The sequence below is a fragment of the Chryseobacterium cupriresistens genome, assembly GCF_046614675.1.
Classification (GTDB): Bacteria; Bacteroidota; Bacteroidia; order Flavobacteriales; family Weeksellaceae; genus Chryseobacterium; species Chryseobacterium cupriresistens.
Window position 1 is genome coordinate 59,231 of sequence record NZ_JBKKJT010000011.1, and the last position, 13,611, is coordinate 72,841.

At 38.4% G+C, this 13,611-nt stretch carries 7 protein-coding genes; all 7 read left to right on the forward strand.

The genetic code is table 11. The features are described from left to right. Positions 1 to 4: 4 nt before the first annotated feature. The 7 genes from coaBC to ACLI50_RS20785 all read left to right on the forward strand — a co-directional run bounded on the left by coaBC (position 5) and on the right by ACLI50_RS20785 (position 13,589). Positions 5 to 1,210: a bifunctional phosphopantothenoylcysteine decarboxylase/phosphopantothenate--cysteine ligase CoaBC gene (gene coaBC / locus ACLI50_RS20755; RefSeq protein ID WP_411414554.1), complete on the forward strand. Its 1,206-nt coding sequence runs from the start codon at positions 5 to 7 to the stop codon at positions 1,208 to 1,210. A 36-nt stretch (positions 1,211 to 1,246) separates the two neighbouring features. Continuing rightward, positions 1,247 to 2,152, forward strand: a complete 906-nt coding sequence (gene porD / locus ACLI50_RS20760; RefSeq protein ID WP_202840088.1) for a type IX secretion system protein PorD — start codon at positions 1,247 to 1,249, stop codon at positions 2,150 to 2,152. Between the two features lie 175 nt (positions 2,153 to 2,327). After that, positions 2,328 to 3,977: a DNA repair protein RecN gene (locus tag ACLI50_RS20765; protein ID WP_411414555.1), complete on the forward strand. Its 1,650-nt coding sequence runs from the start codon at positions 2,328 to 2,330 to the stop codon at positions 3,975 to 3,977. An 823-nt stretch (positions 3,978 to 4,800) separates the two neighbouring features. Beyond that, positions 4,801 to 6,447, forward strand: coding sequence for a T9SS type A sorting domain-containing protein (locus tag ACLI50_RS20770; RefSeq protein ID WP_411414556.1), 1,647 nt, complete (start codon positions 4,801 to 4,803; stop codon positions 6,445 to 6,447). A 10-nt stretch (positions 6,448 to 6,457) separates the two neighbouring features. After that, the gene (locus ACLI50_RS20775; RefSeq protein WP_411414557.1) at positions 6,458 to 9,235 is read left to right on the forward strand and encodes a hypothetical protein; all 2,778 of its coding nucleotides are present in this window, start codon (positions 6,458 to 6,460) and stop codon (positions 9,233 to 9,235) included. A 5-nt stretch (positions 9,236 to 9,240) separates the two neighbouring features. After that, positions 9,241 to 12,945 (forward strand): DUF6443 domain-containing protein, encoded by a 3,705-nt coding sequence (locus tag ACLI50_RS20780; protein ID WP_411414558.1) that lies wholly within the window; start codon positions 9,241 to 9,243, stop codon positions 12,943 to 12,945. An 11-nt stretch (positions 12,946 to 12,956) separates the two neighbouring features. Beyond that, complete coding sequence (locus ACLI50_RS20785; RefSeq protein WP_411414559.1) at positions 12,957 to 13,589, forward strand: hypothetical protein; 633 nt, start codon at positions 12,957 to 12,959, stop codon at positions 13,587 to 13,589. The last annotated feature ends 22 nt before the right edge of the window (positions 13,590 to 13,611 follow it).

A 13,611-nucleotide genomic window follows, 5' to 3' on the forward strand; every position in this document is an offset into this window, starting at 1 on the left:
CTTAATGAGTGTTTCCGGTAAAAAAATACTTATCGCTGTCTCCGGAGGAATTGCGGCATATAAAATCCACTTTCTGATCAGGGATTTTGTGAAAAAAGGTGCCGAAGTACAGGTTATTATGACTCCTGATACAGAAAACTTTGTGACGAAACTAAGTCTGTCTACATTATCCAAAAAACCGGTGTATTCGGATTTTTACAGTGATAACGGAACATGGAACAGCCATGTGGATATGGCTCTGTGGGCAGATGTTATGATTGTTGCCCCATGTACGGCCAATACGCTGTCTAAAATGGTTCACGGGATGTGTGATAATCTCGTTATTGCAACCTATATGTCTGCAAAATGTCCGGTATTCATTGCGCCTGCAATGGACCTTGATATGTATGCACACCCTTCTACAACAAAGAATCTGGAGCTGGCAGAAAGCTTTGGTCATACTATTATTCCTGCGGAAAACGGAGAGCTGGCCAGTGGACTCATCGGGCAGGGAAGAATGGCAGAGCCGGCAACAATTTTTAATGCTGTTGAGCATTATTTTAATTCAGATATCCAATCCCGAAGCCTTGAAGGAAAAACGGTTTTAATTACTGCAGGACCTACCTATGAAGCGATAGATCCTGTAAGATTCATCGGAAACCATTCATCCGGTAAAATGGGATTTTCTCTGGCAGAAGAAGCTTCAAAAAGAGGAGCAAAAGTTATTCTGATTTCCGGTCCAAGTTCTCAGACTATAAACAATCCGAATGTTGAAGTTCATAAAGTGACTTCAGCAAAAGAGATGCTGGCCAAAGTATTTGAATTTTATGATAGAATAGACATCGGAATTGCCAGTGCTGCAGTAGCAGACTATGCTCCCAAAGAGGTGGCTAAGGAGAAAATCAAGAAAAACGATGAAAACCTGACGATAGAGCTGGTTAAGAATCCCGATATTCTTAAAACAATGGGTGAAAAGAAAACCCATCAGTTTTTGGTAGGATTTGCCTTGGAAACGCAAAATGAAGAAGAAAATGCCAAAGGAAAATTGGAAAAGAAAAACCTGGATATGATTGTTCTGAACTCTCTGCGTGATGAAGGAGCCGGTTTTAAAAATGATACCAATAAAATCAAAATATTTACCAGAACAGAGAAGAAAGAATTCAATCTGAAATCCAAGGATGATGTAGCGAAAGATATTCTCAATTTTGTTGAGACTCAACTTTTAAAATAATTTTAATAAATTTCCGTTCTCAATTTTTAATAGACAATGAAAAAAATTATAAGTTTATTTTTTCTGTTATTTCTATACACCCAAAGTTTTTCTCAGGAGCTGCTGGCAACGGTGCAGGTAAACGCCAATCAGCTGGGAGGAAGTAACCAGCAGGCCTATAAAGCGTTGGAGAAAAGTCTCAGGGATTTTATCAATAACACCAGCTGGACCGGTAAAAGACTTCAGAATTTTGAAAAAATAAAATGTGCTTTTTCTATTGTTATTTCGGAAAGAGATGTTAACAAATTCAAAGGAACGATTGTGATTCAGGCAGTAAGACCTGTGTACAATACAACCTACGAATCTCCTTTAATTAATCTTCAGGATCAGAGATTTGGCTTTGAATATATTGAGAATGAAAGTCTTATTTTTAATGAAAGACAGTTCTCCGGCAAGAATCTTACGGATGTGGTCAGTTTCTATATTTATGTTGTTTTGGGTCTGGATGCAGATAGCTTCCAGTCTATGGGAGGATCACAATGGTATGCGAAAGCGCAGCAGATTGCACAGAATTCCCAAAACAGGAACTATGAAGGCTGGAACACTATCAATGAGCCGAGAAGCCGTTCTATTTTGATCAACGAAATTATGAACCCTAATTGGAATCAGTTACGTTCCACCATTTATACCTATCACAGAGCAGGTCTGGATAACCTTTTCAACCAGGATCAGACTGCCGGGAAAAAAGTCATTTTCGATGCACTGATGCAATTAAAAATGTATGAGAATAATTTCCAGCAGGCATTCTTCTTTAATCTTTTCATGGATACCAAAAGCGATGAAATTTTCAATATTTTCAATTCCGGGAATAATGGAGGGCTGATTCTAAATGATCTTAAGCAAACAATGATCATCCTCTCACCGAAGAATATAGATAATAAGTGGAATAAATGGAAGGTCTAAAAATTGGTGGATACATTGAAGATGGGCGGTTGATTATTCAAGAGTCAAAAAAACATTTTGTTCCTTCACTAACAACCACTGCCTGCTAATTATGCTTTAATTTAATCGGAGAAGAATGGAAAAAAAACTTATTTTTACAGTTCAAACTCAAATTGGATTATAACCCGGATTATCAATGCTTTCGAGAATTTACATTAAAAACTTTGCCCTGATTGATACCCTTGAAGTATCATTGAAGAATGGTTTACAGGTCATTACCGGAGAAACCGGGGCGGGTAAATCGATCATCTTAGGTGCTCTCAGGCTTATTTTAGGTGAAAGAGCAGATGTAAAATCAATCGCCAAAGCTGAAGAAAAAAGTGTGGTGGAAACCGAGTTTTCCCTCAATAACAAGTTTAAAAAATTCTTTATAGAGAACGACCTGGACTATGAGCTGCAGACTATTATCCGAAGAGAAATACTTCCTTCAGGGAAATCGCGGGCATTTATCAATGATGTGCCGGTAACGCTGGATATTCTTAGAGAGCTTTCCTCACAACTGATCGATATCCATTCCCAATTTGAAACATCCAATCTTTTTACTTCAGAATACCAGTTTAAAATTATCGACGGACTTTCTGAAAATAAAAAAATCATTGAAGAGTATCAACAGGAATTTTCTGAGTTTCAAACGCTGAAATTGTTGTTGAAAAAATTAAAGACCCAACTTTCAGAATCTAATAAAGAAAGCGATTATAAAGAATTTTTGCTCAACGAACTGGAAGAGCTTAAGCTTGATGATGTTGATTTTGAAGATGTTCAGAACCAGCTTTCCATTCAGGAAAATGCGGGAATGATCTCTGAAAATGTAGGCCAGATCTTATCCAGATTTCATCAGGAGGAAATAGGAATTCTGTCATTCTTTAACGAAGCGACCAACAAACTGTCAAAAATTTCCGAAGTTTCTACGAGTTTCGCAGAGCTTGATGAAAGACTGGAAACCACTTTTGTAGAGCTTAAAGACATCATTTCCGAACTGGAACATGAAGCGGAAAGGGTGGAAATTAATCCTGAAAACCTGGTCTACCTTACCGAGCTTAATAATAAAATCAACGCTTTATTCCTTAAGCATAATGTTTCAGATCTTAATGAACTGATTGAGATCAGAAATCAGCTGGCCGGGGAACAGAAAGGAGCTTCAGAATTAGAAGAACAGATTGAAGAAACTGAGGAAAATATTTCTCAGAAAGAAAAAACACTTCAGAGCCTTGCTGCAAAACTTTCAAAGAACAGACACAAGAATGTTCCTGTTTTCATCAAAAAAGCAGAAGGACTTCTTAAAAAGCTAGGTCTCGAAAAGGCAAAAGTGGATATAGAATTATACGATGCAGATGAATTCAACCCGTTTGGGAAAGAAAATATCCAGCTGTTGTTTCAGGCCAACTCCGGTTTCCCTTTAAAACCGATCCAAACGGCCATTTCCGGAGGAGAAAGATCAAGAGTAATGCTTGCCGTAAAGAAGATTATTGCAGAAAGTGATGAACTGCCAACCTTGATTCTTGACGAAATAGACACCGGAGTTTCAGGAAAAGTAGCTGAAGAGATCGGAAATCTGATGCGCGAAATGTCTGAAGACATGCAATTGATTGTTATTTCCCATCTTGCACAGGTCGCAGCCAAAGGAAATGATAATTACAAAGTGGTGAAACAGGATATTTCCGGCAGAACACAATCTACTATTATTCCTTTGAGCAGTGAAGAAAAACTGAACGAGATTGCCCAGTTGCTTTCCGGAAGCAAAATTACGGAAGCAGCGCTGGCACAGGCTAAAGAATTAATAGGCTAATTCAGCCAGTTATAAACCCGATTTCTCATCAAACTATTAGTATTAGCGATGTCATCCTGAGGCTGTCGAAGGATTTACTATTTCCCTAACTCTTCAATTCTTTTTCAGAGCTTCTATTGCTGCATCTTTTTGCTGGATTTCATTTTTTCAGCATCTCAATGTAACGCATAATTAGCAGGTCGCTACTTCGGTGTTATAATTTTAAAACAAATACGTCCTGTTAACTGTTAGCTTCCAGTGGAGATTAATCTGGTCCCATCGGGATCTGCTGTTAATAGAAAAATGAAATCCCCGTAGCCCATAAAGCTCCGTAGGAGCGACCTGTTAATTCATGCCGAAAATATTGCAATTTTCAATGTATTGATACTTTTATCACACAGTCATGTTTCAATACTATATTTTTTTTACAGTGGCGAAAATGTATTTGTAATACGACATGTTCTGTCGCTTTGAGAGAATATTTTTGTATTAAGTTAAAGCAATATTTACATAATTGTGTTAAAAAATGTTAAATTTGTCGGGTTTATATTAACGGGTCCATTATGGCTAAAAAACAATAACTATGAAATTTTTATTCGATTACATCCATTCGGTGTATATTCTTCAATTATTTCTAAATATTTAAAAATCACATTCGTATGTACAAATTCAGATAAATTTTTATGCATGTGAAATACACTATTTTTTGCATCAAAGAATATTATATTTGAAATATTCTTTATTCTATAAAGGGTCTGATTCTCAGAAACGATAAGGATTAAAAAGAACCGGATCTAACCATGATCTATCATAATAACAATGTTAACTTAAAATAAACACAGGAATGAAAAAAATCTCTCTCAGTGCATTCATTCTATGCACAGCATTGGGCGCATCTGCGCAGGAAGTGGTATGGCAGAAAGACATACAATCCTCTACCCAGGATTTTCTGAGCCAGGTCACGACAACCATTGATCAGCAGTATCTGATCACAGGAAGCTCTATTCAAAGCAATAAGCAACAGGCTTTAGGCAGTAAGCAAAATAACGGTTACGATTTTCATTTAGTAAAACTGAACCAGCAGGGACAAGAAGTCTGGGAGAAATATTTCTCAGGACAAAACCATGATTATCTGTCTGCTACAGTGACTACACAGGATGGCGGATTTCTTTTGGCTGGAACTTCTTATTCAGGAAAAGGATTGGATAAAAAAGAGGATTCCAAAGGAGGTTCAGATTTTTGGCTGATCAGAATCAATGAATTTGGTGATGAACTATGGCAAAAAACTCTTGGAAGTTCTTCTGATGAAGAAGCCAGAGCGGTAATTCAAACTACAGACTTAGGATTTTTTGTTGCAGGGAATGTCCAAAACTCATCCAAAGGCTATGGATCCAAAGATGTTTTAATCACAAAACTGGATAAAGACGGAAAAGAACTTTCCCAATTGATCTTAGGTGGAAAAGGTTTAGACGAAGTAGAGAAGATGATTCCAACTAGAGACGGAGGAGCTTTATTAGGAATTTATTCGAGAAGTTCATCTGTTAAAACGAATAATCAGCAATCAAAGATCAACACTAATACTTCGACTGATGAACCTGCAACCTATAACCTGTTATCTGCAACCTCAAAGCAGAGCGACAATTTCGGTGAAGGCGACTACTGGATTGTCAAGTTGGACAAAAATGGAAAAATTGAATGGGAAAAGAACTTTGGAGGCAAAGGAGATGATCATATCAGAACGCTGGCATTAACTTCAAATGGTTTTATTATCGGCGGAGAATCCAGATCAGAAAGATCAGGGAATAAAACTGTTGGATTGGAAGAAGGAACAGACCTTTGGCTGATTGCCTTAAATGAAAGAGGTGATGAGCAGTGGCAGAAATCCTACAATTTCAAGAACCGTGATATCCTGATGGGAATGAGAGTTCTTCATTCAGCAGATGATAAATCTTCCAAAGGAATCTTATTGGGAGGTTACACTCAGGCAGAAGGAAGAGTAGAAACCGATGATGAGACCTTCTGGATGCTCTATCTTGACCAAGACGGAAATGAGCAGTGGAGAAAACACGTCAAAGGAGAATCCAGAAAAAAGGAAGAAAGACTTTCTGATTTAAAGCTTAACAGAGACGGTTCTATTATTCTGGCTGGAACCAGTGCAGAGGAGCTAGGTAAAGAAAACTGGAAGATTGTGAAACTGGGAGATAAACAGGTTGATCAGTTAATCGAGAAATACGACATCAAGATCTATCCAAACCCTGTTTCAGATTATGCTTATGTGGAAATCGGTTTTGATCCTTCGACAGGCTCAGGACAGGGTTTTAAGGATGCAGAAATTCTCTTATATGATATGAGTGGAAGACAGCTTCAGAGTATTAAAACAAGGAATAAAGTGACTAAGATCAACACCCAGGCTTTGGTTCAGGGGGCTTATCTGGTGACGATAAAAACGGATAACAATAAAACGGCAAATGCCAAATTAATTAAGAAATAAACACAAGATCATGAAAAAAACTATGATTTCACTTGCAATTCTTGTTGCCGGTATAGGGCAGCTGTATGCCCAGCAGGAAATTAATTTCGGAGATTTTTCCAGACCTGTGCCCTCCGTTTCCTCTCTTGCTACCTATGCTAATACTCCGATTTCCAACGCAACCGGTCTTCCTGATATTTCATTTCCTTTGTTAGGATTACCAACTTATAACAGCGGGATGAGCTTAAACGCAGGCTTATCTTACAACCCTATGAATGTTTCCGAAAGCGAACCAGCCAGCCAGGTAGGTGCCGGATGGTCTTTATTTGCCGGAGCTGTGATTTCAAGAAGTATAGAGTATGACATTGACGAAATGTATGATGATGCAAGCCGTCCTTATTATTACAAGAATGGTTTTGATGATATTTATTATTATAACCTTCCGGGAATTTCCGGCAAATTCAAGTTTAAAAGAAACCTTGATACCAATACTTTTGAACTCGTTAATCTTTCTTCCAATAAAATTAAAATTGAGTATACCCGTTCAAGTAATACTGCAACGCTTATTCTTGAATCATTTACAATAACCGATGTCAAAGGAATCAAATATTATTTTAATGATTACAGCAGAAGTAACCGCCAGCAGCAACTGGAATCCACGGGAGGTAAACTTTACAAATCAGCATTCTTCTTGACACAGATTAAAGATGCCAATAATATAGAGCTTGCTCAATTTTCTTATCAGAAAGATACAAAGTATAAAAATAACAATACTACGGTACTCTACGAAACCTGTAAGCTAAAAACAATTTCTTCTCCCGGGTTTGGAAAAATAGAATTTGCATACGTATACGATTCATCTAAAGAAAATACGATGAATGATCCGTATCAGATCCAGAAAGTTACTTTAAAGGATAATTACAACCACCTTATTTCGGGATATTCTTTTGAGTATACAGGTTCAAAGAGAACTCTCATAAAGCTTAAAAAACTGGATAAAAATGAGGCCGTTTCTGAAACAACTGAATTTGAATATGGTGATTATTCTGCTGCTACTCCTTCTTATGGGATGACACCGGCTGCTTTATGTGATCAATGGTGGTATACCGCACCACCACCACCGGTTCGGAGTATCTTAAAAAAAGTAATCACTCCAGCCAAAGGAGTCATAGAATATACCTTTGAATCCAATCAATTTTACAAGAATCGCAATGAGCCGAATTATGTTAATTCTATTTTGAGCGGCGATCGCTTTATAGATCCGGTGGTACAGTATATTAATACCTTCCGGGAATTACAGTACAATACCAAACAGGCTGCTAATTATACGTTTACCATTTCAGGAACACAGCCTAAAAAAGTATACCTTGTCTTTGGAGTGGATGAATTGTTTCCTGCCCCGCCATATTGGGATCCCAACACTCCTACTACTGTCGGGTATGTGATTAAGAACAATGATGGATTTATTTACGGAAATGTCTGTGGATCTTCCCAGTATCAGGTAGCGGAATATGATCTGTCTCCCGGAAATTATACCTTTATGGTAACAGGATCCGGAGGAAGAGGTATGGCACAATTCTTCGGAATAGAACATATTGCACAGCCTTTTCCCAATACCGTTACAGGAGGTGGTATAAGGGTAGCCAGTATTAAATATTACAATAGTATTACTGATATAACGCCTGTAAAAACCACAAAATACGAATACAATACTTTTGGAGATGCCCAAACCTCATCGGGCGTTTTATTCTCTCCGGAATCGGATATTAATGCAGACAGTTATCCAGTATATAAAAACGTTAAAATAACCGAAGCTGATAACAATAACGGGCATGTGAAATACTATTATAAAAATCCTGATGATTATCCTAAAAATGGAAGTTACTGGCCTTATTATTCTTTAACAAGCGGTGGATTATTAGATAAAAAAGAAGTGTATAATGCACAGAATAAACTTCTGGTTTCTGAGCAGAATAGCTATACTTTTGAAGAAATTCCCGGAGCCCAGGATTATCTGCTTTGGAGCAATAACACGTTAACTTCCAAACCGGCATGGCTCAAAAAATCTTCTGTTACTTCCACCAGTTATTTTGATAACAATCAAAGTATTGAAGAACAGTCTGAAACCAATTTTAACGTGTTCAATTTTGATGTGGCTTCTACTAAAAAAGTAGTGGATGGAAACACCATAGAACAATTCTATACTTATCCTGAGACAGGATATGCCAATCTTGCCGCGGCCCATATCCTTAATATTCCTGTTATTATAGAGGAAAAGACAGATGGTAAGCTTGTTTCCCGCACAGAAACCAGGTTTACCAACCCGGCTTCCACGCGCCCTACTGCCGTGATGACTTCCAATATCGGGAATACTGCACAAAAAACAGCCACCATAGATTTGTATGATGAAAAGGGAAATGCCATTCAGTTTACTTCTCCTGCGGGAATATCAACAACCGTGATCTATGGTTATGACAAAACACAGCCTATTGCTAAAATAGAAGGTGCAACATATGCCCAGGTTTCCCCTTATGCTCAGGCTATTATAGATGCTTCCAATGCGGATGCTCAAAACCCGGCCAATGAACCGGCACTCCTTACAGCATTGGATAATTTCAGGAAAACAACTGCATTGAAAGACTTTCAGATGACCACCTATACTTATGATCCACTCATTGGAATGACAACAACAACCCCGCCCAATGGGATCAGGGCAATTTATAAGTATGATGACCAGAACAGGCTACAAAAAATTGTAGATATGAATGGAGTAACCCTGAAAGAATATCAATACCACTATAAAAACTAAACACAATGAAAAAAATACTCCTACTCCTCAATTTGCTGGTGGTTGGTTTTTCCTATGCACAGACCAACTTTACTCAGACAGAAAACTATATCTACGAGAAAAACTGTTTAACGGAAGACTGTTCCAAAAAAACAGAATCCGTACAATACTTTGACGGGCTTGGAAGGGCCAGGCAGAATATAGCGGTAAAAGCAACACCCTCCGGAAAAGACATTGCAGTTCCCGTAGAATATGATGCCTATGGAAGACAGGTGAAAAGCTACCTTCCCGTACCGCAGTCAGGGACACAAAATGGGGCTTTATATGCCAACCCGCTTTCCAATGCTGCTTCCCTTTACGGAAGTGAAAAAATCTATGCTGAAAAAGTATTGGAACCTTCTCCGCTGGGAAGACTACAGCAGCAAAAAAACATCGGTAATGAGTGGAATACCAAACCGGTACAATTTGGATATGATACCAACAAGGTCAGTGAGGTCTATCTACATCTGATCTCCACGACCTGGGAGGATGGAGTAACTAAAAATGTTCTGAGTTTATCACCAACAGAAACTTACGCTCCCGGCCAGCTCTATAAAAGTACTGTAAAAAATGAAGATGAGATTGAAACAGTAGAGTTTAAAAATAAAAAAGGCCAAACAATATTGGTCAGGAAAATGCTAAGTGCTTCTGAGCAGGTAGATACCTACTATGTCTATAATATATTTGGACAATTGGTTTTTGTACTTCCACCTAGCACCCTCCACAAACCTATTACAGACGACCTTCTGAATGATCTTTGTTATCAGTACCGCTATGACACCTGGGGACGCCTGGTGGAAAAAAAGATTCCGGGAAAAGGCTGGGAGTACATGGTCTATGACAACCAGAACAGACTGGTAGCTTCGCAGGATGCCAATCTTAAAGAAAAAGGACAGTGGATGTACACCAAATATGATCAGTTTGGTAGAGCTGCTTTTACCGGAATAGCTACCGGTGGAGACAGAAAAACAGAACAGGGACTTGTTGACGGAATTACCAATAACAATGTGAAAATGACCAGTACGGTTGTCTTCAACAGGCAGGGAATGGATGTCTTTTATGATCCTGCCACTTCATATCCCCATGCTTCCAAATGGGTCACTTTGTTATCCGTGAATTATTATGACACCTATCCTTCGTACAGTTTCAATCCGGCTTTTCCTTCTTCCATTATGGGAAAGGTGCCGCTATCTGATAATTCAGCAGCCAATGCAGTAAGTACGAAAGGACTTCCGGTGATGAGTCTTGTAAAGAATATTGAAGATGATAACTGGACCAAAAACTATATTTATTATGACCAGAAAGGAAGAACGGTAGGTTCATACAGCATCAATCATCTTGGAGGCTATACAAAAACAGAATCATTGCTTGATTTTGCAGGCGTTACCAAACAGAGCAAAGCGTATCACAAAAGGCTGGCAGCAGATCCCGAAAAAGTAATTACACAGACTTTCACCTATGACCACCAAAACAGGCTATTGGTACATAAACACCAGGTGGATACGAATCCTGAAGAAATTCTTGTACAGAATGAGTACAATGAACTTTCACAGGTAAAAAACAGGAAACTGGGAGGAACCAATCCGGCACAGCCATTACAGAATATTGAGTATACGTACAATATCAGGGGCTGGCTTACCAAAATCAATGACCCTTCTAATCTGAACGGGAAGCTGTTCGGGTATGCGATGAAATATACCAATCCGGTAAATCCCAATGTGGCTCCGGGGAAATTCTCAGGAATGATTACAGAAGTAGACTGGAAAAACGCTTCCGAGGACGTGCTGAAAAGATATAATTATGCGTATGACGCATTGGGCAGGCTAAAGGATGCGGTTTATTCTGAACCCAATGCCACTGTCCCTTTTAATAATAATTATAATGAATATGTGACCTATGACCTGAACGGAAATATTAAAACCCTGAAGAGAAATGCTTTCCCTGCAAGCGGAGGCACCACATCTGCTCAGGTGGATGACCTGATCTACAATTATACCGGAAACCGTTTAACGAAAGTGACAGAAAATGCTCTGAACGATACCGGATATGAAGGCGGAAACAATATCATTTCCTATGACCTGAACGGAAATATGAAAGATATGCTGGATAAAGGAATTCAGTCTGTTCAGTACAATTTCCTGAACCTTTCCAATGCGTATAGTGTTCAGCAGTCAAACGGATTTGAGCAGATAATGAATAGCACGATGAGCTATCTTTATCGTGCGGACGGAACAAAGCTGCGTAAAACCTATTCCAGTGCTCCGCCAAGAGGAACTGTTACCACCCGTATCACAGATTATCTGGATGGCTTCCAGTACAGCTACACCGAAGGAGGCGGTATCTGTCTTGAATGCAGAACGGAAAGCGCCTATGAACAGCAGGCTTATAAAAATGCATCGTTTATATTGCCGGGAACGCTTACTCCCCAGTGGAAGCTGGATTTTGTCTCCACAGCTGCGGGGTATTACAGTTTCACAGAAAACCGCTATATTTACCAGTACAGAGACCACCTTGGAAATGCCAGGGTAACCTTTGCCAAAAGCAGCGCAGGCGTTCCTGAAATTATCGATACCAACAATTATTATCCTTTTGGGCTGAACCATATCTCAGCATCGTTCAGTACTTCAGGTTTCGGAAGTTTTTACAGCTATAAATACAATGGGAAAGAACTTCAGGAAACAGGATTGTTTGATTACGGCTGGAGACAGTATATGCCGGATTTGGGAAGATGGAACGGGATAGACCAGCTGGCGGAAAGCTACCTTTCTACCAGTCCCTATGCTTATGTTGCAAACAACCCGGTTTCGCAATTTGATGTAGACGGAAGATGGTTTAATGCGGACGGTTCTATTGATACTTCAGGAAGAACTCCCGGATTTACCAGTGGCAGACAGATGTATAGCCAGTTTCTGGGATATAGACCCGGAGATGGCGGCGGCGGAGATGTCGCTGCATTACTGGCGAGAGCAGGAAGCCTGGGAGGAACATGGAGTAATACAGGCTTTGGCTTTATGGATGGTGATGGTACTCTTTTGGGGTATGATGGAAGTTATAAAAGCTTAAATGCTAATTTTAATGAAGGCGGAATTGGTGATCCAATCAATTATCTTGAAGAGGTTTTTGTTACAGGAAAAAAAGGTGGAGGTTTTGGAGAAGACTCTTACAATGGACTGCTGATGTACAGCAAATTTACAGGGGTTCTGGGTAGATTTACGTATAATCAGAATAGCTCTATATTAGCTGATGCTGTAGAAAATACCAAAGTAGGCCAATCAGTATCTGCGGCTGAAAATTTCATGTTTCTGGAGCTGCCAGCGTCACTTGCCGGAGGGGAACTCTTAGCTGCGGGTTGGCGAGCAGCCGGAGCTGGAAGATATTTAGGAAGAGCATATAATTATGTTACTAAAGGAGGTCCAACTTTTGCTGAATATAGGGCTGCTTATTGGGCTAAAAATGCAAAACCTGTTTTACAAGCTTTGGAAAATCCCGAAACAGGACAAGTTTGGAAACAATCAATGGAACTTCATCATAGATTTATTCCTCAGAGAGCTAAGTGGGCTCCTAATTGGCTTCTAAACAATCGTATTAACCTACAGCCTGTTAGTAGTTTAGAACATGCTTTAGCAGACCCCTATAGAGCTCGATTTGCACCAAAATGGGTAAAAGAAATGTATAATTTAACTTGGAAATAATTATGTTTAGAATGTTTAAAAAACAAAAAATACAACAGTTTACAGATAAAGAAATAACTTTCTTTAAGGAGATTATTAAGCGTTTACCTACCCGTTACCATTATATTCTAAATCAGTTGAATAAAGATTTTTTAATAAGTTTTAAACCAAATGATTTAAATTTTAAAGATTGGTATAGTGTTCAATTAAATGCAAAATTAGAAAAAGAATTTAGTAAACCGAATTTAGGGTACTTTCAATTACAGAACATTTTTATATACAATAAAAAAAGCAAAGTAAAAGAAAAAATTAATATTTCGTTTCTTGAGGGAATGTTTATTGGTTTTTTTATTCAAGATATAAATTTTGATAATTACATTTTAAACCAATATGATACCTCCGCTTTAAAAGAAAAACATTTTAAAAATGAAAAAGATATGGAAGATCTTTTAAGAATAATTAAAGATGTTAATAAGGATAAGTTAGCTGGGCTAGACATAGAGGACACATTTAAAATAGAGGTTCCTGAAGGAATTTTTTACACTATTAAAAGTTTAGGAGAGGGAAATTATTTAGCTGTTGATAACCAAGGTATAGTTTATGAACTATTGCATGATCCGTACAGCGTAAAGAAAAAAGCGACTAGTATAAATGATTTACTATAGATAGCTCAGCAAATCTTGATAA